The following is a 22,242-nucleotide window of genomic DNA, read 5'->3' as shown; positions in this document are numbered from 1 at the left end:
TTCTTGGAAAATCCAACTAATATCGTCCGTGTATCCAATGTCACCAAAGATTTTACAATGGGAAAATCAATGGTCCATGTTTTAAAGGGAATTGATCTTGAAATAAAAACCGGTGAATATATTTCTATTATGGGACCGTCAGGATCCGGGAAAACAACCCTTTTTAATATGATCGGAGGTTTGGACAAACCCACAACCGGTTCTGTTTTCATCGATGAAATTGACGTCTCACAGCTGGATGCCTATGAATTAGCCTGGCTGCGTTGCAGGAAAATCGGATATATTTTTCAAACCTTTAATATTATCCAGGTGATGACCGCTTTGGAGAATGTGACACTGCCGATGATATTTGCCGGAATACCGGATGATGCGGCAAGAGATAAAGGAATGGAGCTTCTGGATCTTGTAGGACTTAAACCAAGATTCCAGCACAAACCCTTTGAACTCTCCGGCGGTCAACAGCAACGGGTTGCCGTGGCAAGAGCCCTTGCCAATGATCCTGCCATCATTCTGGCAGACGAGCCCACAGGCAACCTGGATCTGACAACAGGAGATGAAATCATCAAATTATTAAAACTGCTGAGCCGGGAAAAAGGGGTTACCATTATCTCGGCAACCCATGACCTGAAAATGCTGAATGTTTCAGACAGGGTCATCTGGGTCACTGACGGCCGGGTTGATAGAATAGAGAACAGAGACGAACTTTCTATTTCATTGGGTAAAATAGATGAAAAGTGGGGGTAGCATTCACATTGCATAAGCCTGTTTCACATTTTTTTTCCTTTTTATTGTTTTTTTTAATCTTATTATTGCCGGCGACCCTCTCGGCACTGATTGTAAGTGAGCCTTATCATCAAAAAAAATTCGCTCAGTTAATCACTTCTTTTTCAAGTGTTCAAGACAGAAGCAGTGGAACTATTGGCACCACCCAGACAGTTGAATTTATAAAATCCCAATTGAAAAATTTAGGGTATTCCGCCATTGGATCACAGGCTTTTTCTTTGCCTGTTCGTAAAAAGGGAATCTGCCGGATCAAGGTGGGCAATGAGGGGCAGCCTTTAGCCATTGATCCGTTTCTGTCCAATGCCATTTCGCCAGGAACAATCCCAAAGCCCGGCCTGACCGCGTCTATCGTTTATGTGGGCAAAGGAGAGTTGAAAGACTTTAACGACAGGACCATAAAAGGTGCCATCGTTTTAATGGATCTTGATTCCGGCAGCAACTGGATCAATGCGCTCTCACTGGGTGCCAGGGCATTGATATACATTCAAGGCCCTCACCCGGATAAATTTATTTTCAAAGACAAAACTGAAATTTCGCCGGTGCAATTTCCAAAATTTATTATTTCAACTCAAAAGGCCAAGGTCTTGTTCGGTGATTTTAAAAATTTCAGTGCGCTTAAAAAAACACCCGAAGTTACCCTCATTTCAGACCTGAAATGGGAAAGAACAACTGCCCAAAATATTTATTGCATGATACCGGGCACTGATGATGAATTGAAAAATGAATTGATTATCATAGAAAGTTTCTATGACACATCCGCATTCATACCCGGACGGTCACCCGGTGCTGATCAAGCCTGCTCCATCGCAACACTCATGGATCTTGCAGCCTATCTTAAAACCAACCCTGTAAAAAGATCAATCCTGTTAATTGCCACATCCGGTCACGGTAACAGCCTTCAAGGAATGCGCGAATTTATCTGGAGTCTTCAATTGAAACCCAGACAATTAAAAAAAATGCTCTCAAACTATGAGAAGACCATCAATGAATCTGAAAAAAGTTTAAATTTACTGGATGACTATCTTGGAAAAAAGAACTTGGACGTCAATAACCTTAAGCTTGTTCAAAAAAATATTTTAGATGTCATTAAAACAAAAATTGATGGCCAGAGCAACCAACTGATGCAGCTTCGACTTGAGGAAAAGCCGGACGAGATTCAGATAAAAAAATTGGCAGCCCGGAGAATGGCGTTAAAAAGACTTGAAAGTAAGAACGATCTGACGAGTCTTACTACTAGTGAAATTGATTTGGTAAAAGTATTGATCCCCCCTGCTGCTGAAAAATTAAAAAGAATCTTGACTGATTCAAAAACACACAAAAAGAATCTTATGTCATCTAAGACATTAAGAAAATTAGTTGAACCAAAAAATGTCCAAATAATCATTTCATTGCACCTTTCAAGTCATGGAAACGGCATCGGAGCATTTAATGAAGGCTGGTTGTATGACATTAAAGATTCCATAAATACATTCTCACCCTATGTTAAATTAAATAAACTCCTCATTAACAGCAGCAAAAAAGCAGCTGACAATCTCAATTCGGAAAATATTTTAAAGGATTCATTAAGGCCCTCGCTTCACAAATCCTGGCAAAGTTATTTTAAGGACACACCGGCACTAGGGGGCGAAGTCAGCAGGCTGGCGGGTTATTTGGGACTCAGTCTTGTAACGACAAATGATGCAAGACGTTTATGGGGCACCCCATATGATATTTTAGAAACAATAGATATTAAAAACGCTGCAAACCAGAGCCGTTTTATCTCAAATCTTATTAAAATTATTGCCTCCACACCTGATATTTCCGGCACACGACCTCCGCGAAATGATTTTGCCACGGTAAGGGGGCAGGCTAACTTTTTAAGACATGGTGCTGTGTTTGCCGATGCCCCGGCGCCTGGCAGCGTTATTCTCTCATTCCAGGGCCATGGGACATTCCATAATATGGTTGATGAATCAGGTCAATTTATGATCAAAGGTGTGGCAACCAAAAAATCAACCCTCCATAAAGTGATTATTGAAGGTTATAAATTCGATAAAACAACCGGAAATACCACCTGGACGATTGATAAAAGAAAGACCACAAAGGCACGATATCGTGTTAAAGTAACAAAAAAAAATATGGAAACCGATCTTGTTATGTTTCCCTGCAGCCAGACAACCATACTCAATCTTCTTGAACCCAGAACCTTCCAGTATATGACGAAGATAGTGATCCTGGATGCCAGAACGGGTGCCGCCCCAATACAATATTGGTACAGCAGGATTGATACCAGATCCTCTATTATCAACTCCATTTATCTCCGGCCCGGAACCCGTCTGAAAATAGCGTTATCAGACACCCTTCTGACCAAAAAGCTGCTATTAACCCATTCCGACCCAAAACATCATGCTGGCAGAGGATATCGAATTGATGAGAACCCGTTGATTACGCCCACCCAGTATCTTGCGGCGAAAGATATGTGGGCGTTGTTGAACCCGAGGATAGACAACCTTGAACACAAGGGAATTAATAACCGGAAAATCAGGGAATTAAGAATCCAGGGGAACCAGGCATTGGAAAATGCAAAACTGAATTTTGAAAATTTAAAATATGATAAATTTTTTAATTCGGCCGGCACATCTCTTGCCCTTGCCGGAAGGGTATACGACCATGTTGAAACTATCCAGAAAGATGTGCTTTATGGTGTTCTGTTTTATATTATGTTATTTGCACCGTTTGCTTTTTGCCTGGAGCGCTTTGCCTTTGCCTTTATCAATATTTATAAAAGAATTGCCGGTTTCCTGACGATTTTAATTATTCTTATCACCATTATTTATAATGTTCATCCGGCATTTGAATTGGCCTATAGTCCCATCGTTGTGATTCTTGCATTTTTCATCACTGGATTGTCTGCCATGGTGACATGGATCATTTTTCATCATTTTGAGAATGAAATGAAACAAATACAGCGACAGGGAAAAAGGGGAAATGGAGGAGAAATAAGTTTTTTAAAAGCATTTTCTGCCTCTTTCTTCATGGGAGTCAATAATCTTCGGAGAAGAAAAATCAGAACCGTCCTCACCTGTACGACACTTATTATTCTTACGTTTACAATCATGAGCTTTACTTCGGTTAAAAACATTCGCCAGCACTCCAAACTATTGTACAATGATCAAACACCCTATCAGGGGCTTTTGATAAAACAACTGAACTGGAAAGGTCTCCCCACCGAAGCATTCAAAATAATCGAAAATACCGTGACCTCAAATATGATTGCAGCGCCAAGGGCCTGGCTTGAAACCCAAAATCGAACCCGGGCGACAAAGATTCCCATACGTCATCAGGATCAAACCTTTGAAGCAAATGGTCTGATTGGCTTATCTCCCAAAGAACCGGAAATCAGCGGTCTTTCAAACTTTATGACCCAGGGTCGATGGTTTTGGGATACTGACCGATATTCGATCATCATTTCCGAAAGAATGGCAGCCAAGCTAAATCTTTTAAACCGACATCCCGATGACCGAAATATTATGCTTTGGTCCATTCCGTTTAAAGTTATCGGCATTTTTTCCGGGGATAAATTTGATAAATTCAGGGATCTTGATGGAGAACCCATAACACCGGCAATTTTCCCGGATGAGGTTTTTCATATGACCACAGATGCAGAAATGGAAGCCATGGAATCTGGGGAGGATATCAAAGCCTTTCAAAGCCGGTACAAACATATCCCTTTTGATCAAACCGTGATCATTCCCTATAAAACCCTTATTTCTCTGGGGGGAAATCTTAAAAGTATTGCATTAAAACATAAGAACAATCCTGACAGTCATGACTCTACTTATGAAATGGTGGATCGATTCGGATTATGGCTCTTCTCTGGGGAAAAAACAGGAGTTTTTCTCTATAATGCAAGTGACAGCCTCGATTATTCAGGGGTGCCCAATATTTTGATCCCCATTCTCATTTCTATTTTTATCGTACTGAACACTATGATAGGCAGTGTTCAGGAAAGAAAAAGGGAAATTGGTATTTATACTTCCATCGGCATGGCACCCTCCCATGTTTCAATTATCTTTATTGCTGAAGCCCTTTCCTATGCTGTACTCAGCGTGGTTTTAGGGTATATTCTTGCCCAGGTCATGGTTAAAGTCTTTGCAGGAACCGCTCTTCTCAACGGTATCACCGTGAACTATTCTTCTTTGGGCGGTGTGTTTGCCATGGCACTGGTCATGCTGGTTGTCATTTTATCCTCCATATATCCCTCCCGGGTTGCCGCTTCGATTGCCATACCGGATGTTGAAAAATCATGGGAGCTTGCTAAAGCCAAGGGCGACACTCTGGATATTGAATTGCCTTTTTTAATTAAAACAAGTGAAATACAGAGTGTCTCGGGTTATCTCTACCAGTTCCTTAAAGCCCATCAAGAAATATCCCAAGGCATTTTCTCGGTGGATAACCTGGAACTGTCTTCAGACAAAAAACATACGGTATCATCAAAATTATCAGACAAAAATAATTTGAAAATCAATTTTACAGCCTGGCTTGCTCCCTTTGATCTGGGTGTCATGCAGGACATTAGTATCGTATTCCATCCATCACAATATTATAAAAAACATCAAGAGATACGCATGAACATAAGGCGTGAATCCGGTGAACGAAACACCTGGTGGCGGATCAATAAAAGATTTGTTAATCTCATGAGAAAGCAGCTTTTAATCTGGAGATCCATGGACAGGGATGAAAAGGAAGAATATAAGGAGAAGAAAACAAATATTGCCTGAAACTAAAAAAAAATGGGTTGCCATCAGGCCCCGGGCATACATTATTGCAATTTTCCTTGCAGTGTTGATTTGTGCCCTGACACCTTTTAATAATGTCTATCGGAATGCAACGCCTCTGGGTGGCGGGTACTTTCCTCTGGCACCCTTTTACCTTTTATTCTGGTTAACGATTATCACTGCTTTGGCCCGAAAACTGTTTAAGGTCCAAACCCTTCTTTCAGGGACTGAACTTCTTTTTACATGGGGCCTGATGATTCTCGTCTCAGGGATTGCCTATACCGGGTTTGCCAGGACATTTTTCATCAACCTGACCGCACCATACTATTTTGCCAGTGTGGAAAACCGATGGCAGGAAGTTCTTCACCCGTTTCTACCCAAAAACCTTTTCCCCCAGGATGGCAAAGCCATTGAAATGCTTTACAACGGTATTGACGGTGGACAGGACATGGGGTGGCTGGAACTTACCTCCAAGGTCCCCTGGCACACATGGGCAGTGCCATTTTTGTCCTGGGGAATTTTTATATTCATCTGCTATTTTTTAATTCTCTGCCTCATTCATATGATTACCCGGCAGGCCATGGAAAATGAGCGGATGAATTTTCCACTTTTGATCGTACCGAAAATGATACAAAGTGCGCTTGACCAAGACAAATTGTCTTCTTTCTTTGGGAATAAATTTTTATTAATCGGACTTGGAATTCCGATTTGTCTTCATCTCCTGAACGGGTTGAATTTTTATTTTCCCTCGTTCCCACACATTAACACCTTGATTCTTGCTGGCCCTTATTTTCCCAAACAAGGCATCCTGACGGGATTTATCAAGCTTAAATTATACCTTTATCCGGCCTTTATCGGTTTTGCGTTTTTAGCATCAAAACAGGTATCATTTTCTTTCTGGTTTTTTTTCATACTGGGTGCTTTTTTCACGGGTGTTTTGTCTGTCACAGGATACAGTTTTCCCGCATCAGAACTTGGCACAACATTTGGTCCAACGCTGGCAAGTCCTGAAGAAACCCAGATGATTGGTGCATTTATTGTTTTTGCAATATTCCTGATCTGGTTAGCCAGATTTCATTTTATTAAAATGACAAAAAATGCACTCGGATTTGGCCAGAGTGATAATAATTCAAACCATATGGATGATAAACTTGCATTCTGGGGAACCAGTTTCGGATTTATAACACTTGTCATCTGGTTTTCCTTTCATGGTGTCTCTATTTTTCAAAGCATTATTTTAATCACTTTTTTTATTTTATTTACAATGGTTGCCACCCGGGTGATCTGTCAAGGAGGCGTCACATACTTTACATTGACGGTTGCTCCGCTGGATGCCGTTAATACCATTTTGGGTCTGAAAATATTTTCCAGTGTGGCACTGGTCTTAGCCGGGATCAGTCAAAAAATACTGTTTGTAGATTTAAGAGAGTCTGTGGCACCGTCCATCCTGCACACAAGAAGGGTAACCCGACATGCTAGTGGACAGGGAAAAATTGCATTGGCTATTTTGGTGGCCATGTTCCTTTGCCTTCTGGTTTCTGCCATTGCCATGATATTGCTCTGCTACCGGTACGGGATAAGAGAACTCCAGCTTGACTGGGCAACCCGAACAACCGTGTCCATGTATAACAATCTTTTCCCCCTCCTGCAAAACAGTATTGAACAGGGAGATTCCATCAAATTATTTGCAGCCGCAGGTGCGGTTGTAATGGGCATCCTCGTGATTTGCTACCACCGGTTTTACTGGTGGCCTCTTCATCCCATCGGGTATCTGATGGTTTACAGTTCAGCCATGAAAATTCTCTGGTTGAGCTTTTTCATCGGATGGATATTTAATACATTATGTATGCGGTATGGCGGAGTGATCTTATTTAAAAAAATGCGGTATTTCTTTGTGGGACTGATTATGGGTGATTTTCTCATAGGCGGGACATGGGCCATTATTGGATTTTTCACTGAATATGGATACCAGGTACTACCGACATAAATGATAAAGACAAAGGATTTATAAGGCTGTGATACATGTATGATGATAAAGAGCTGAAAGAATACCGCGATCTTTTAAAACCACCCGATCATTTCGAAGAAGGGTTTAACTGGAAGACTATTGTGGGTGCCATTTTTATCGGTTTTCTCATGATGCCGGGAAGCATGTATCTTCAGCTGGTCATCGGCACAGGGATTGGTCCAGCCGCAAGATGGGTGACCATTATCCTTTTTGCAGAAATTGCAAAAAGGGCGTATTCCGACTTAAAACAGCAGGAAATATTTCTTCTTTATTATATGGCCGGTGCAGCAATGGCATCACCTTTTCAAGGGCTTTTATGGAATCAATACCTGGTTCAATCCGATGCCGCCAGGATGCTTGGTTTGACAGAATTTATACCATCATGGATAGCACCCCAACCCGAATCGATTGCGATTCTGGAAAGAACCTTTTTTCACCAGGACTGGTTAATTCCCATTCTTCTCTTGGTCGGTTCACAAGTCATCCAGAGAATAGATCAGTTTGGTTTGGGGTATGCATTGTTTCGGATCACTTCCGATGTTGAAAAATTGCCCTTTCCCATGGCACCGGTGGGAGCACTGGGGACCATTGCCCTGGCAGAATCCAGAGATGAAAAGATCAAAAGCTGGAAATGGCGGGTCTTTTCCATTGGCGGTGTCATCGGGCTTGCGTTTGGAGCAGTTTATATTCTCCTTCCGGCAGTTTCGGGCCTTATTTTTACCGAACCTATTCGACTGATTCCCATCCCCTGGGTTGAGCTGACAAGACATACCGAAGGTATCCTTCCGGCAGTTGCAACCGGTATTCAGCTTGATCTCGGACTGATCTTTCTGGGTATGGTTCTTCCTTTCTGGGCTGTAATCGGCGGACTTATCGGACTTTTAATTACCATCATTGTCAACCCGATGCTGTATCAAAATGGAATCCTTCATAGCTGGCACCAGGGCATGGGAACTGTTGAAACTATTTTTGCCAACAATTTTGATTTTTATATGAGCTTTGGTATCGGGCTTGGACTTTCCATCGGACTGATCGGGTTGTGGCAGGTCATTAAGTCCTTTAAAGGGTCTTCAAACATGGAAAGAGGCAGTTTAAAAGACCTTTTCAACCCTCCCCCGGGCAGGGGAGATTTTGATTTCAGGATTGCCATTGCCATTTATATATTTTCGACCCTTTCCTATGTGGTGCTGTGTACCATTTTAGTTCCTACCTTTCCATGGATTTTTTTCCTTATTTACGGATTTGTCTATACCCCGGTCATTTCCTATATCACTGCCAGGATGGAAGGAATTGCCGGACAATTTGTCAGTCTTCCTTTGGTTCGGGAAGCAAGTTTCATAGCCGGGGCAAAATATTTCGGATATCAGGGAATTGAGATTTGGTATGCACCGATCCCCATCCATAATTATGGTGAAGCAACTGTAAATTTCAGACAAATTGAACTGACCGGGACAAGCCTGAGAGGTGTGATCAAAGCAGAATTTATTGTTTTCCCGGTTGTAATGATTGCAAGCCTGCTTTTTTCACAATTCATCTGGCGGCTGGCTCCCATCCCGTCCAGCAGTTACCCCTATGCCCAGGAACTATGGCACCTTCAGGCATTAAATACACTATTAATGCAATCCTCAACCATGGAAGGCAACTCTCTTTTTTACCAGGCATTAAATGGGAATGTCGTTTTCTCAGGCATGGGTTTTGGTGTCATCACTTATGCAATTCTCACTTTTTTTGGATTACCAATTCTCTTAATTTACGGTATTGTCCGGGGGCTTGGCCAAAGCACTCCCCATGGTCTTATTTTAGAAGTTCTCGGTGCACTTCTGGGCCGGTTCTTTTTTCTGAAACGATATGGAAAACAATGGCGTCAATATGCACCGGTCCTGCTGGCAGGCTTTTCATGCGGAATGGGACTTACCGGCATGTTTGCAATGGGTCTTACGCTCATATTAAAATCTCTTGGAAGTACTGCTTTTTAAAAAATAATACTTGTGGTAAACTATAAATAATGTTTGAACGAAAACCTGAAAACATTTTCGAATACAAGGCGAACGATAATGAAAATAAAAATGCTCTTTTTCTGTTTTTCAATTTTTTTGTTACTCCCAAATTATGCCCAGGCAAAATTTCCAACCCATCTTGGCGGGTTTGAACTGGGAGACAATATTTCCAACTATCCTGACCTCATTGATATGAGAACCTGCAGGGATAATGCATTTAATCCATACCTCGGTGAAGGTAAGACAATCCAACGGGCAGGATTCAAATCCGGGTCGATCACCTACGGATTATGTGATGCACCCAGTAAAATATTGAGAATCAAATTAAAATTTTCTGATTCATCAAAATCCTTTTTTAAAAAATTATTGCGCAGATATGAAAAAGAACTGGGCTCCCCAAGCGAATACCGTGGTGATTCCTTCCAAACAATGATTGCCTGGAAATGGTCATTTGTAAATGACAAAAAAGAAAGAACAAGTCTTATCCTGCAGCACAACACCATGGTTGAGGATGAAAAACTTGGGAATGCAGTAAAACTTACACTGACCAGCCAGGTCGAAAAAGAAAGGGCTTGTTTTATGACAAAATTTCCAAGTAAAAATAGTATAGAGCCTCTGCCCAAGCTGAAAAGAAAAGCCTTGTGGGATCTGTATATCCCCCATTAATGAAAAGAGCTGTTGTTAATGCATAGCCAAGAGGAATTTTTACAGAAAAAATTTGCCTGGAATAGCATCTCGCTCAGACTACCAATGAGTTGGGAAATTGACAGTCTTGATAAGGACCATGTCATTATAGGTGAAGATACCCAGCCACGAATGGAAATAAAATGGACTGATTCTCCGGAAAAATTCACCCTTGAAAAATACTTAAAAAACTTTATAGCCCAAATACAAAAAAAAATTAAAATTAAAATTTATGAGCGTCCGGCACCCGGTTCTTTTAAACAAACCAACCAGGATCTTGAATTTTTCTTTTTTTCATGGGAAAGCGCCTCTTCCTCCGGTAGGGGTTCACTTATTTTCTGCTCTCATTGTAAAAAACTTTCTTTGATACGATTTTTTTCAAAATCAAAAACATTTGACGCGTTGCAAAAGTCAATTCTACTATCATATAAAGACCATTCAAACGATGATCACATATACTGGCGAGTATTTGGGTTGCATTTTTCAACACCGCACAGGTTTAACATGACGGACTATAGTTTTAAACCCGGCTGCTATATTTTAAATTTTGATCACAAAAAAACAAAACTGACTATTTTCAGTTGGGGGCCTGCATTATTTTTGCTGTCAAAAACGAATCTCACAACATTTGCTACCCAACGGCTCAGCCAGCTCCAAGGATTTGCAAAATCAGGTGTTTGTAAATATGGCGATTGTTTTCAATGGAATTATCGGCAGGGTATTTTAAAAAACAGCCATACCCTGCCCTTCCTTAACCGTTACTCACGCTACATAGTTTTTAGAATATGCCAGGAGAAAACAAGCAATAGAATTATCGGTGTTATGGTTGATTCCCGGAAAAAATTTAAACACGATTTAATAAAAGAGTCTATTATCGGTGACATTTAAAAAAAAAAGCGGTCTTAAAAAAAATGATGCCCTCTTGTGCGTTCCTGAAAAAAACACAACGGTTAAAGAAAACTTTCTGGATTCAGGTGATTTGATTCTTACATATCAGGCCATGTATAAGCCATTTTTTTTAAGGATACAAAAAATAGTCGGCCGAAACCAAAAAAATACATTCACAAGGAAAATACAGCTTGACGGGTTAGGAGTTGATGTCTGGTCTCTTTTAGACGGAGAAAAAAATGTTAAAACGATTATCAAAGAATTTGCGGTCCGCCATAGCTTGAACTATAAAGAGGCTGAAATTTCCGTTACACTTTTTTTGCGATCATTGGGAGAGAAAGGGTTGATCGGGATTAAAGAACCTTAATTTCAAATATTATCCATTGCTGCCTTTAGGTTGTTTTCAATATTCAGGTACCCGTCAAAGCCGGCTATATCAAAGACTTCTCTCACATAATCCTGCAATGTACAAAGTACGATATTCCCATCCATACGATTGAGATCCTTTGTCGTTTTCAACATCACTCTTATACCGGCACTTGAGATATAATCCAGATCTTCCAAATTGAGAATCAGTTTACGTTGACCACTTTCAAGAGCAGCATATATCCGAGTTTCAAATTCTGTTGATGTGTTGGAATCAAGACTGCCCTTCACACTAAATATTTCTATCCCGTTATTATTTTCCTGGAAAATTTTCATGAATGATATCCCTTATGATTGTTATTTTAAGTCAAGATTCGACATTTACCTGTTCATTCTTTGTTATATACTTTTTGAGCACAATTATATTTTTACCCTTTTTACGATAATATTTACAATCGTCTGCAAAATATTTTACAAAGTGAATTCCCAGACCACCGACAAATCGTTTCTCAATGGCACATTTTGTATCAGGTGCGGATGCGGCTGTAATATCAAAAGGCTTCCCGTCATCTTCCATACGAATTATCAATAACTTCTCATCACAGGTTAAATACAAATCAATATCATGTTCTTTATCATCGTTGAATCCATGACACACCACGTTTGTGAACAACTCTTCAATAATCAAATTTATTTCTTGAAATTTCCGCTTGGTACAGTCGATGGAGGGGGACATTTTTGAAACAGCCTTTTTGATCCTGTCCAAATCATTCAAACGATTTTTTAATTTTATGGATAAATTAACTTTTCCCATACCAGGTATTGTAATAACACGTAATTAATTTGTCAATCTCACTTTCTCATATCAGGCTGATGCCTAAAAGATTTTTCAAATCATCTCTTCCTTTTGATTCAAACTCAAGAATACATTTTCTTTCTGCCTGCAAAACCCTTTGCCCGACGGATCTTGCGATTTTAAGCGGTATGTCGGGAAACTGATCAGCAACCTTGGAAAAAGCCTCCCGGCTCATCACCATACAGGTCGTATCCTGTGTGGCAATAAGAGAAAACTGTTTTATCATAGGCGCCATTAAAGACAGGACACCAAAATAACTTTCTACTTCATATTCACGGATAAAGTGTTCTTTTTTTTCCAGATTAAGAACAAGCTTTGCTTTTCCGGATAAAATATAATAAGAACATCCGTCATCATCATCCTGGTGAAAAATAAACTCCCCTGCTTTATACGATTGTCTTTTGCAAAGAAAGGCAAAAAGCTTTATACCCTCAATGGGAATACCTGAAAAAAAGTCTATCTGCCTGAAGATATTCAAATTTTCTGTAAATTCACTCTTCTCTTTTGAATCATTTTTGTTTATACCCGAGTTCATAAAAATACCCCTTTTTTGCCATCAGTTCATCATAGGTCCCCATTTCTACAATTTTACCGGCCTTCAAAAAAACAACCTTGTCATATTCCTTAACAATATCAAGCCGGTGAACAACAGCGATCAACGTACTTTTCCCTTTCCAATGTCGGGAAAGTACACTCTGGATTCTTTTTTGAGAATTATTATCAAGGGCTGAGGTTGCTTCATCCAGAATCATAATCGGTGGTGATTTTAAAAAGGTTCTGGCAATGGCAAGTTTCTGCTGCTGCCCGCCGGAAAGCCTGTTGCCTTTGGTACCCACCTTAAAATTCATACCGATCTCAATCATTTTTTCAAGAAAATCCTCTCCAATCAAAAGAGCGATCATGAATTGATTTATTTTTTCCTGGGCTCTTGGATTTGTTGTTTTGACAATACCAAAAAGAATATTATTAAATATCGTCTGGGAATGAATATATTGGTCGTTTTTGAAAAATGCTATGGCATGCGGATTTTTTTGCATAATCTTCTCTCGGAACATGTATCTGCCTTCAAGGATTAGATTGATTAAAAATTCAGGAATGGTTGCAATCCTGTGTTTTCCGGGGGAAAACCGTAATGCCAGTTCCAGAAGTTCTGTTTTCTGTTCTTTGTTTATCTGGTGAAGATTTTTATTTTTTGTCTGTATAACAATATTTTCATATTGTTCAAACTCTTCCAGTTTGATAGGAGTCTGCTCAAAAAACATTTTATCATGGGTAATATTTTTCAAAATATCCACTGTCTGATCTGCGATTTCTTTTCCCAAAGACAAAAGTGGCCTTGTCAAATCTGCATCATCCATAAATTTTAAAAAGAAAGGGTTTTCTGTCAATTTATAATTTTTAAATTCCTCGGAAATCGGTGCACCAAAAATAATGTTATCAGCAATGCCCGCATAAGAAAGGAATTGCTTTTCATCAAAAAATTCTACCCATTCGCCAATCGAATCTCCAAATTCTTTTTGGAAATTTTCCCTCATCTTAATGATAACAGGAATAAACTCCTCAGCAGTCCCTTCAATAATTGTATTCAATCCGAATCTTAAAACATCTACAAACAACCCGGACTGTTGAAGCACGTGAACAAGCCCATCCAGTTCCGGTTTGCACTCTCCTTCAAGTACGCATTCTTCACCATGAAGTGCTGTATAGGAATACATGAGATTCTCTTTGATGGTACCGGCAAATATAAATGGAGACTGCGAAACCAGGCCCATATTTTTTGTCATATCGGCTTTGGTGAGTTTGGAAATTTCTTTGGTTCCGATAGTTGCATGACCCGATGTGTATTTGTAAAGCTGTGCCAGGCATAAGGCCAGCGAACTTTTCCCGCTTCCTGAAAACCCCACCAGTGCGATATGTTCTCCCGGAGCTATATGAAGATTGATATCATCAAGCAATTTTATGCCTTCTTTTGTTTCCAGGCCCATCTTTTCAACATTGATGGAAACATCCAATTCAAAAGGTTCCCTGTCCTTTGGAGCGAGCTCATGCTCAATTTCAACATCAAAATAATTCATGGTTTTGTAATAATTTATTTTTCCATCCTGATATACCTGATAGAATTCGATAAGCTCTTTCCAAGGATCATACAATTTCTCCTGGGCAGACAAAAACGCCACCAGTGCACCCAACCCCAATTGTCCCTTAATCGCCAGATATCCGCCGACAATAAAAATCAAAAACGGCCCCAGGTTAATAAAAAAATTGCTGGAAACCTTAATAGCGAATTTATAAATACTCCATTTTATTCGGATTTTTCTCAGATAATCAACAATGGTATCAAATTTAGTGTTCTCAATTTCAAAAGCACCGTTAGCCTGAACCTCGTGGATACCGGAAATAGACTCGACAATGTTGGATGATAATTCCCGGGATGCATTCACTCTTTTTTTGTTGTCCCGGTTAACACGTTTCTGGAGCACCGGAATGACATAGAGCATTGCAGGATATATGGAAAATGAAATAATAGCCAGTATCGGATTCAATACAAGCAGGTAACCGAAAAAAGCCAGAAGTGTCACCACATTGGTTAACGGCACTGCCACTGCCATACCCACAAAATTTCCCGGGATAGTCAATTCGTTAATCAAAGAATTAACCACCGTACCAGGCTGGGTATTTCTGAAAAAGTTCAACGGCATATTCAAAATATGATGATATAATTGCTTTCGCATTTCAGCCGTAGCTTTTTGACTGATTTTTGTTTGGATTATATTAATTGCAAGTTTAAAAAGCGATGCCAGAACAACCGCAGCAAGATAAATTCCACTATAAATGATCAGAAGATCCAGTTTCCGTAAATTTATTGCCTCATTGACAATCCGTTTTTGCATTTCAAGGGGAACCACCCTGATAGCAACCGTAACCAGAATAATTGCCACAAGCAATATCTGAAGTTTTATATTTCCATCAAAAATCCACGATGTCAGGGACCTTTTTGTAATCGGTATTTCTGTTTTGTCTGTTTTTGTTTTCAAAGCCATTTTGTTCTGCTAAAATCTTTTTTCCCACTCTTTAAAAAAATTTAACAATCACAATAGTGATATCATCAGCTATTGGGACATCGCCCCGGAAAGCATTAATATCTTCCAGCAGTTTTTTCTCAATGGTTTTGGCTGATTGCGCCACATTTTCTGCTATTGTGCTGGTAATTCTTTTTTCTGTGTACATCTCACCCTGTGAATTTCTGGACTCTTTGAGTCCGTCAGACACAATCGCCAGGACAGAGCCTTTTTCCCACCCGCAAATTTCATATTCATCAATTTTTGCATCCGCATCAACCCCCAAGGCCATTCCATTGCCAAGCAGTCTTTGAACTTTTTTTGACCCGGGTGTAAAAAACAGCGCGGGTTCGTGTCCTGCCCGGACCCATTTGATTCCCCTCTTTCCCTGATCGATCTCTACAAAAAAAACAGTGGTAAACCGGCCGGTTTCATAGCTATCCCTTGCAAGATGCCTGTTAACAGAGGCAATAAGCTGTGCAGGCCCCTTATAATCCTCAACACCATACCGAAGATACGCTCTTATGGTTGTCATATCGAGCCCCGCACCCACACCGTGTCCGGACGAATCCGTCAAAGCAATGCCAATCTTGTTTTCGGAGAATTTAAAATAATCAAAATAATCCCCCCCCACTTCTTCACAATACAAACTGATACCTGAAATTTCCAAATTCTGAAAATCCGGGGCATTGTTCGGCAAAAGATTTTCCTGTACCACTTTTGCAACATTCAGCCGTGTCAGCATCCTTATTCTGTCCCGTAATCCATGAATCATTTTGTTGGTATGGGTAGCAATTACACCGAATTCATCGCTGGTTGCAACTGGAACAAGCTTTGAAAGATCACCGTTACTCACGGATTCCAGAATGCCGGTTTCCGTCTGGAAAAGCAACTTAAGATTTCTTGAGTATGAGTATAAAATATTGATCACCAGTATTAAAAGAATAAAAATAACAAAAGAAATTTCTTTAAAAATAGTCTTGGTCGTCATTCCTAGCATGATATTCATCTGAGCCGGATCCATAGCCCCCAGCCACGCAAGATCTCTTCCTATGATCAGCATGATGATAATCATGACCAATAGATTGGTCACAAGGGCTACAATAAAAAACTTCCGGGTTAAGGGGTAAAATTGTTGGGGAACCTTGATGACATCGGAATTCTCCATAGCATTTTTAATCACACTTCTCTCTTTTTGCAACGACATATCTATTGCGATAAAAAATCCAAACGCGATAAACCCGATAAAAAATACCACCCCGTTAACAAATGGTATGGACAAAATAAAATGGTCCAGAAAAACCATTAAAACACCGGCAGATAATACCAATCCGTATTCACTGAAAAATTGTTTTTTTGCCTGATCTATTAAGGGTGACTTAAGAACAACTTTTTTGACTATTAAAAATCTTACAATAAAAACAATTATAAAAACCAAACCTGTCAATACCCCCAGCATCCCGGGGGGCACACCTTCAAGCATTGGTCAGACTTCACCGCCGTAAAAACTTAAAATCAATGCAGCAAATAGATAATGAAGGATAATTCTCATAAATGCCCTGTCTCCCTTTAGGAAATACCAAAATATCAATGTTTTGATTTTAGCACTTGCGTTTTATTGCGGTATAGTACCATCTCTATTATTTTTAAACCAGAATTAAAAAATCCGGGCGAGTTTATTCTTGACCTGTTTTGGACAAGGTGATATAAGTTTTGGGTCAATTTCGGAGGAGTGGCCGAGCGGCTGAAGGCGGCGGTCTTGAAAACCGTTAAGTGTCAAAGCTTCGTGGGTTCGAATCCTACCTCCTCCGCCATTTTACAAAATGCGGAGAAATGGCCGAGTGGCTGAAGGCGCTCGCCTGCTAAGCGAGTATGGGTGTTATAGTCCATCGAGAGTTCGAATCTCTCTTTCTCCGCCACACTTTTTTAAAACTGAATTGATGTGGTAAATATCCAGATGTCGATGCCATGATCCAGGCCTTTAATTGAGGCATTTGAGTAGTGCATATATCTAAAATTTAAATCAAAAAACCCTTTCCGGGTGCCGAAATCGATTCTGTCTTCAAACTGAAAATTAAACTAATGGTGAAAAGCAAGCACTTTTTCATAATCATCCTTTTCTTCTTCCAAGCCATTGATTAAAAAAATTTTGAGTTATCACTTTCACCCTCTTTTAAGTGAAAAATTCCGTTTGTTCAACAAAAAATCTGGTGTCTTTGTCTGAGGCCTACAATTACTTGTTTTAAGAACGCTCATGGATTACTGTTTGCCGAGCAATAACCCTTGACATACAATTAAAGGAAGTTTATATCCTTCTAACAATTATGATAGAAAAATATTTTAATTTTTATATATTATTTAAAAAAATATGCATTTAAAACAAATACTTACAAAAAATAAGAAGCTATTTATAAAAAAATGGTTCCAGGCAACAATTAATACATATCCCGCACAAAGTGCAAAAGTACTGGGCAAAGACTCCAACCGCTTTGACAACCCTGTCGGTGCTGTCACCCATGAAACCATTGAAGACGTTTTTAATCTTATTATAGGCGATTTCAACCGGGAAATACTTGAAAAGACGCTTGATCCGATCATCCGTATCAGGGCGGTACAGGCATTTTGTGCTTCCGAGGCTGTCAGTTTTGTTTTTTCTTTAAAGAAAATTGGCGAAGATATCCTTGATGACAGCCTGATCAGAGAATTTGACAAGCTTGTCGATGAAATTGCGCTGGCGGCATTCAACAAGCTTATGAAATGTAAAGAAGAAATATTCCTTTTAAAAGCAACTGAGAGCAAAAGACGCATTCACAGGGCTTTTGAAAGGGCGGGTTTAGTAACTGAGCTAACGGAAGAGGATCTCCTTGGCTCGAAAAAATCTTAACATGCATGACAAAATTTAGGTTTGTCACGCATAAAATAATGAGGTGGTTATAATATGAATCAAAAGTACTTGATCCCCCTGACAGCTGTTTTTCTGCTTTTTTTAATAGCATACACAGGTGTTGAGGGAGCAGGGCTTCAGTGGTTCTTCGGAATTGTTTTTCCCTATGTAGCGATTATTGCCTTCCTTGCCGGTTTTGTATACAAAGTTCTGGGATGGGCATCTTCTGCTGTCCCGTTCAGAATTCCGACAACCTGCGGGCAACAGAAATCTCTACCATGGATAAAACAGAATACCATTGACAACCCTAATACTTCAACAGGTGTGTTTGTGCGCATGATTCTTGAAATTTTTCTTTTCAGGTCTCTGTTCAGAAACACAAAAGCAGCGTTCAACAGAAATGTTTCAAACAGGCTATCCTACTCCTGGGAAATTTTCCTCTGGTTAGGCGCCCTTGCCTTTCATTATGCCTTTTTGGTAACATTGTTAAGGCATTTCAGATTTTTTACCTCCCCTGTACCCTCCTGTATCAAATTTTTAGAATATATTGATGGCATCGTACAGCTGGGACTTCCCGGAATCATGTTATCCGGTGTTGTATTGCTTGCAGCAACACTATTCCTGCTTGCAAGAAGAATCTTTGATGCCAAGGTTACCTACATCTCCCAGGCAGCTGATTACTTCCCGTTATTCCTTATTATCGGGATTGCAGCAACCGGTTTAGCCATGAGATATTTTACAAAGGTTGACATTATCGGCATTAAAACCCTTGCCATGGGTCTTGCAACCTTCAGCCCGACAATTCCTGAAGGTGTTGGCGGTCTTTTTTATGGCCATCTCTTTCTGGTAAGTATCCTTTTTGCATATTTCCCGGCCAGCAAACTCATGCATATGGGCGGAATATTTTTAAGCCCCACAAGGAATATGGCAAATAATACCCGTGCAAAAAGACATATTAATCCCTGGAACTATGACGTGGAAACCCATACCTATGCACAGTATGAGGATCACTTCAGAGAAAAAATGGTTGAAGCCGGCCTGCCGGTGGATAAGCCATTGGATAAAAAGGAGTAATAAATGTCTGACGAAATAAAACCGGATGAATTATTAGATAAAATAGACTATGGCCCCAGGTCTGAATCAGGGTCAAAATCGGAGCCGGCCAGTTGGATGGATACTTCGGTCCAGATCAGACCAGGAATGTATTGTTATGCGGCAAAGGCTGAAAGTGTAGAGACATTAAGCCTGCCCAATGCCAGGCCCTGGAACCCCCTTGAAGATGACTGGAAACTGCCGGATAACTGGCAGGAAATTCTTCACCAGGGAATCAAGGACCGCCTGGAAAAATTTCGAACATTCAAAGTATTCATGGATATCTGTGTCCGCTGCGGCGCATGTGCAGACAAGTGTCATTTTTTCCTTGGAACGGGTGACCCCAAAAACATGCCTGTCTTAAGAGCCGAGCTTTTACGATCCGTATACAGAAACGATTTTACAACTGCGGGAAAAATCCTGCAAAAAATTCCCGGTGGCCAAAAACTCAATGGTGCAAGACCATTGACTCTGGATGTGCTCAAGGAATGGTGGTACTACTTATTCCAGTGTACAGAATGCAGACGCTGCTCGGTCTTCTGTCCCTATGGAATTGATACGGCAGAAATTACGATTATGGGCCGGGAACTTTTAAACCTTATCGGTCTGAATATTGACTGGATTGCCACTCCTGTTTCAAACTGTTTTCAAACAGGAAACCATCTGGGCATCCAGCCCCATGCCTTTAAAGATATGATTGATTTCTTTGTGGAAGATATTGAAGAGGTAACAGGTGTCAATGTTGAACCCCAGATGAATATAAAAGGGGCTGACATCCTTTTCATCACCCCTTCCGGGGACGTATTTGCAGATCCCGGAACATATACCTGTGAGGGGTACATGATCCTGTTCAAATATCTCAAAGATAAATATGACCTGAATGTGACCTGGAGCACCTATGCATCAGAAGGCGGGAATTTTGGTTTCTTTACCTCTCATGAGACCATGAAACGATTGAATGCCAAGATGTTTGCAGAAGCCAAACGCCTGGGCGTAAAATGGATTCTGGGGGGTGAATGCGGCCATATGTGGCGTGTCATCAATCAGTATATGGATACCATGAACGGCCCTGCCGACTTCCTTGAAGAGCCGGTTAACCCCATTACCGGAACCAAATTTGAGAATTCCAAGTCCACAAAAATGGTTCATATCACAGAGTTCACAGCTGACCTGATCAAACACGGGAAACTGGAGCTGGATAAAAGCCGAAATTCAAACCGTATCATGACCTTCCATGATTCCTGCAACCCGGCAAGGGGAATGGGACTCTTAGATGAACCCCGATATATTATCGAAAACTGTTGCGATCATTTTTATGAAATGCCGCCCAACACCATTCGGGAATTGACCTTCTGCTGCGGTTCAGGCGCTGGCTTGAATGCCGGTGAAAATATTGAACTGAGAATGGCCGGCGGACTGCCAAGAGCCAATGCAGTGAAATATGTTCATGAAAAATTCGGTGTTAACACCTTAGGGACTATCTGTGCAATTGACAGAGCCGCCCTCCCGACTCTTTGTGAATACTGGGTGCCGGAAGTGGAAGTGTATGGAATCCATGAACTGGTAGGAAATGCATTGATCCTGCCGGGCGAAAAGAAACGGACAGAAGACTTGAGGTTTGAACCCTTACCCGGCGTAGAGGAGGAAGAAGATGAATAAAAATTACATCATCACAGGACTTGTAGTTTTTGTCCTGGCCGTACTCTCACCGTTCTGGTTTAATATTGTTACAACTACCCAGGCAATGCCTGAGGCAGAACTTTTGGGCAAATCCAAAACTGAAAAAAAATGCGTGCTGGATAAATATGAAATGAGAGCCAATCACATGTCTCTTCTGGATGAATGGAGAGATGCAGTGGTAAGGGATGCCGACAGGCAGTACAAATCTGCAAACGGCCATTCATTTAATATGAGCCTTTCAACAGGCGAAAATTCCTGTCTGGGCTGCCATGAAGACAAGGCGAAATTTTGTGACTCGTGTCATACGTATGCTTCGGTTGATCCCTATTGCTGGGAATGTCACACAAACCCCAAGGAGATTAAATGATGAAAAAAAGCAAAAGAAGCTTTCTTAAAGTAGCAGGTATTGCTGCCATTGGGTTGGGCGCTTTTCCGGCAATTCACTTTGCTTCATCTGATTCTCACGGTACAGCCCATGCGGTGAAAAGCCCAAATGAGGGAGCACTTTTAGCCCATCGCTGGGGCATGGTGATTGATACCAACAAAATTACGGATGAAGTGGCTGAAAATATTGTTACGGCCTGTCATAAAGCCCATAATGTACCCGACTTCAACTTTGAAGTGGATGAGGAAAAATACCCCAATACAAGACCTGTCAATCATAAACAGGAAGTCAAATGGATCTGGGAAGAAGGATTTCACTATGCATTCCCTGACAAGGAAGATGAATTCCTGGCAGAGAGATTCCATGATCTTCCCTTTCTCGTGACCTGTAACCATTGCAAAAACGCACCCTGTGTTAAAGCCTGTCCAACAGGAGCGACGTTCAAGCGGGAAGACGGTATCGTATTGATGGATTTCCACCGCTGTATCGGCTGTAGGTTCTGTATGGCAGCCTGTCCCTATGGATCAAGAAGTTTTAATTTCAGAGATCCAAGACCGTTTATCGAAGAGACTGATCTAAAATTCCCCACCCGGTCCAAAGGGGTTGTGGAAAAATGCAATCTTTGTGCTGAACGGCTGACTAAAGGAGAACAACCCCATTGCGTGGAAGCATCGGAAGGTGCAATAGTGGTGGGGGATCTTGAAGATCCTGAATCCGAGATCCGGGTGCTTTTGAATGAACATTATACAATCAGACGTAAACAGTCTCTGGGTACTGAACCCTCTGTTTACTATATCATGTAA

General features: G+C 40.7%; 17 protein-coding genes, 2 tRNA genes and 1 pseudogene. 14 read left to right on the top strand and 6 right to left on the bottom strand.

Annotated elements, in window-relative coordinates:
* The first annotated feature begins 3 nt into the window (after positions 1 to 3).
* The 7 genes from HGJ91_RS04790 (at position 4) to HGJ91_RS04760 (ending at position 11,484) form a co-directional block, all read left to right on the top strand.
* On the top strand, positions 4 to 744 hold the full coding sequence (locus HGJ91_RS04790; protein ID WP_291346563.1) for an ABC transporter ATP-binding protein: 741 nt from the start codon (positions 4 to 6) through the stop codon (positions 742 to 744).
* Positions 735 to 5,543 (top strand): FtsX-like permease family protein, encoded by a 4,809-nt coding sequence (locus tag HGJ91_RS04785; protein ID WP_291346562.1) that lies wholly within the window; start codon positions 735 to 737, stop codon positions 5,541 to 5,543. The genes HGJ91_RS04790 and HGJ91_RS04785 overlap by 10 nt, the downstream gene beginning before the upstream one ends.
* Positions 5,536 to 7,527 (top strand): DUF6785 family protein, encoded by a 1,992-nt coding sequence (locus HGJ91_RS04780; RefSeq protein WP_291346561.1) that lies wholly within the window; start codon positions 5,536 to 5,538, stop codon positions 7,525 to 7,527. The genes HGJ91_RS04785 and HGJ91_RS04780 overlap by 8 nt, the downstream gene beginning before the upstream one ends.
* Before the next feature lie 35 nt (positions 7,528 to 7,562).
* Positions 7,563 to 9,524 carry a peptide transporter gene (locus HGJ91_RS04775; RefSeq protein WP_291346560.1) on the top strand — a complete coding sequence of 654 codons (1,962 nt, stop codon included), beginning with the start codon at positions 7,563 to 7,565 and terminating at the stop codon, positions 9,522 to 9,524.
* 78 nt (positions 9,525 to 9,602) lie between these two features.
* Positions 9,603 to 10,211, top strand: a complete 609-nt coding sequence (locus HGJ91_RS04770; protein WP_291346559.1) for a hypothetical protein — start codon at positions 9,603 to 9,605, stop codon at positions 10,209 to 10,211.
* An 84-nt stretch (positions 10,212 to 10,295) separates the two neighbouring features.
* A complete protein-coding gene (locus tag HGJ91_RS04765) occupies positions 10,296 to 11,117 on the top strand; it encodes a hypothetical protein (RefSeq protein ID WP_291346558.1) in 822 nt (273 codons plus the stop codon).
* Positions 11,107 to 11,484 (top strand): PqqD family protein, encoded by a 378-nt coding sequence (locus HGJ91_RS04760; RefSeq protein ID WP_291346557.1) that lies wholly within the window; start codon positions 11,107 to 11,109, stop codon positions 11,482 to 11,484. The genes HGJ91_RS04765 and HGJ91_RS04760 overlap by 11 nt, the downstream gene beginning before the upstream one ends.
* Positions 11,485 to 11,486: 2 nt before the next feature.
* Here HGJ91_RS04760 and HGJ91_RS04755 read toward each other — a convergent pair whose 3' ends face one another.
* Genes HGJ91_RS04755 through HGJ91_RS04735 form a run of 5 tightly spaced genes read right to left on the bottom strand, consistent with a single transcriptional unit; the run spans position 11,487 to position 16,881 of the window.
* On the bottom strand, positions 11,487 to 11,819 hold the full coding sequence (locus tag HGJ91_RS04755) for an STAS domain-containing protein (protein WP_291346556.1): 333 nt from the start codon (positions 11,817 to 11,819) through the stop codon (positions 11,487 to 11,489).
* Positions 11,820 to 11,850: 31 nt separating this feature from the next.
* Complete coding sequence (locus HGJ91_RS04750; protein ID WP_291346555.1) at positions 11,851 to 12,297, bottom strand: ATP-binding protein; 447 nt, start codon at positions 12,295 to 12,297, stop codon at positions 11,851 to 11,853.
* Positions 12,298 to 12,343: 46 nt separating this feature from the next.
* Positions 12,344 to 12,874, bottom strand: coding sequence for a Crp/Fnr family transcriptional regulator (locus HGJ91_RS04745; protein ID WP_291346554.1), 531 nt, complete (start codon positions 12,872 to 12,874; stop codon positions 12,344 to 12,346).
* Positions 12,849 to 15,380, bottom strand: coding sequence for an ABC transporter ATP-binding protein/permease (locus HGJ91_RS04740; protein ID WP_291346553.1), 2,532 nt, complete (start codon positions 15,378 to 15,380; stop codon positions 12,849 to 12,851). The genes HGJ91_RS04745 and HGJ91_RS04740 overlap by 26 nt, the downstream gene beginning before the upstream one ends.
* 31 nt (positions 15,381 to 15,411) lie before the next feature.
* A complete protein-coding gene (locus HGJ91_RS04735) occupies positions 15,412 to 16,881 on the bottom strand; it encodes a SpoIIE family protein phosphatase (protein ID WP_291346552.1) in 1,470 nt (489 codons plus the stop codon).
* Between the two features lie 243 nt (positions 16,882 to 17,124).
* Here HGJ91_RS04735 and HGJ91_RS04730 point away from each other — a divergent pair.
* Positions 17,125 to 17,212, top strand: a tRNA-Ser gene (locus HGJ91_RS04730).
* A 13-nt stretch (positions 17,213 to 17,225) separates the two neighbouring features.
* A tRNA-Ser gene (locus HGJ91_RS04725) sits at positions 17,226 to 17,317 on the top strand.
* Positions 17,318 to 17,324: 7 nt separating this feature from the next.
* Here the strand turns inward: HGJ91_RS04725 and HGJ91_RS16485 are convergent.
* Positions 17,325 to 17,462, bottom strand: a pseudogene (locus HGJ91_RS16485) (acyloxyacyl hydrolase); the annotation flags it as partial.
* 304 nt (positions 17,463 to 17,766) lie between these two features.
* Between HGJ91_RS16485 and HGJ91_RS04720 the strand changes: the two are divergent.
* From HGJ91_RS04720 to dsrO, 5 genes are read left to right on the top strand one after another with little or no spacing between them, the layout of a single operon-like run.
* A complete protein-coding gene (locus HGJ91_RS04720) occupies positions 17,767 to 18,282 on the top strand; it encodes an RsbRD N-terminal domain-containing protein (protein WP_291346551.1) in 516 nt (171 codons plus the stop codon).
* A 54-nt stretch (positions 18,283 to 18,336) separates the two neighbouring features.
* On the top strand, positions 18,337 to 19,356 hold the full coding sequence (dsrM, locus tag HGJ91_RS04715) for a sulfate reduction electron transfer complex DsrMKJOP subunit DsrM (RefSeq protein WP_291346550.1): 1,020 nt from the start codon (positions 18,337 to 18,339) through the stop codon (positions 19,354 to 19,356).
* 3 nt (positions 19,357 to 19,359) lie between these two features.
* Positions 19,360 to 21,033, top strand: coding sequence for a sulfate reduction electron transfer complex DsrMKJOP subunit DsrK (dsrK, locus tag HGJ91_RS04710; protein ID WP_291346549.1), 1,674 nt, complete (start codon positions 19,360 to 19,362; stop codon positions 21,031 to 21,033).
* The gene (dsrJ, locus tag HGJ91_RS04705) at positions 21,026 to 21,421 is read left to right on the top strand and encodes a sulfate reduction electron transfer complex DsrMKJOP subunit DsrJ (RefSeq protein ID WP_291346548.1); all 396 of its coding nucleotides are present in this window, start codon (positions 21,026 to 21,028) and stop codon (positions 21,419 to 21,421) included. Before dsrK ends, dsrJ begins: the two co-directional genes overlap by 8 nt.
* On the top strand, positions 21,418 to 22,242 hold the full coding sequence (gene dsrO / locus HGJ91_RS04700; RefSeq protein WP_291346547.1) for a sulfate reduction electron transfer complex DsrMKJOP subunit DsrO: 825 nt from the start codon (positions 21,418 to 21,420) through the stop codon (positions 22,240 to 22,242). The genes dsrJ and dsrO overlap by 4 nt, the downstream gene beginning before the upstream one ends.

Origin of the sequence: Desulfobacula sp. (assembly GCF_014237455.1) — a bacterium.
Taxonomy (GTDB): domain Bacteria; phylum Desulfobacterota; class Desulfobacteria; order Desulfobacterales; family Desulfobacteraceae; genus Desulfobacula.
Note: the sequence above shows the minus strand (reverse complement) of the source record. Positions and strands in the feature narration are given on the sequence as shown.

Coding starts and splice junctions, on each gene's coding strand:
- HGJ91_RS04750 (WP_291346555.1), bottom strand. CDS start 12,297: ATGGGAAAAGTTAATTTATCCATAAAATTAAAAAATCGTTTGAATGAT.
- dsrJ (WP_291346548.1), top strand. CDS start 21,026: ATGAATAAAAATTACATCATCACAGGACTTGTAGTTTTTGTCCTGGCC.
- HGJ91_RS04720 (WP_291346551.1), top strand. CDS start 17,767: ATGCATTTAAAACAAATACTTACAAAAAATAAGAAGCTATTTATAAAA.
- dsrK (WP_291346549.1), top strand. CDS start 19,360: ATGTCTGACGAAATAAAACCGGATGAATTATTAGATAAAATAGACTAT.
- HGJ91_RS04770 (WP_291346559.1), top strand. CDS start 9,603: ATGAAAATAAAAATGCTCTTTTTCTGTTTTTCAATTTTTTTGTTACTC.
- HGJ91_RS04775 (WP_291346560.1), top strand. CDS start 7,563: ATGTATGATGATAAAGAGCTGAAAGAATACCGCGATCTTTTAAAACCA.
- HGJ91_RS04765 (WP_291346558.1), top strand. CDS start 10,296: ATGAGTTGGGAAATTGACAGTCTTGATAAGGACCATGTCATTATAGGT.
- dsrM (WP_291346550.1), top strand. CDS start 18,337: ATGAATCAAAAGTACTTGATCCCCCTGACAGCTGTTTTTCTGCTTTTT.
- HGJ91_RS04740 (WP_291346553.1), bottom strand. CDS start 15,380: ATGGCTTTGAAAACAAAAACAGACAAAACAGAAATACCGATTACAAAA.
- HGJ91_RS04745 (WP_291346554.1), bottom strand. CDS start 12,874: ATGAACTCGGGTATAAACAAAAATGATTCAAAAGAGAAGAGTGAATTT.
- HGJ91_RS04735 (WP_291346552.1), bottom strand. CDS start 16,881: ATGCTTGAAGGTGTGCCCCCCGGGATGCTGGGGGTATTGACAGGTTTG.
- HGJ91_RS04755 (WP_291346556.1), bottom strand. CDS start 11,819: ATGAAAATTTTCCAGGAAAATAATAACGGGATAGAAATATTTAGTGTG.
- dsrO (WP_291346547.1), top strand. CDS start 21,418: ATGATGAAAAAAAGCAAAAGAAGCTTTCTTAAAGTAGCAGGTATTGCT.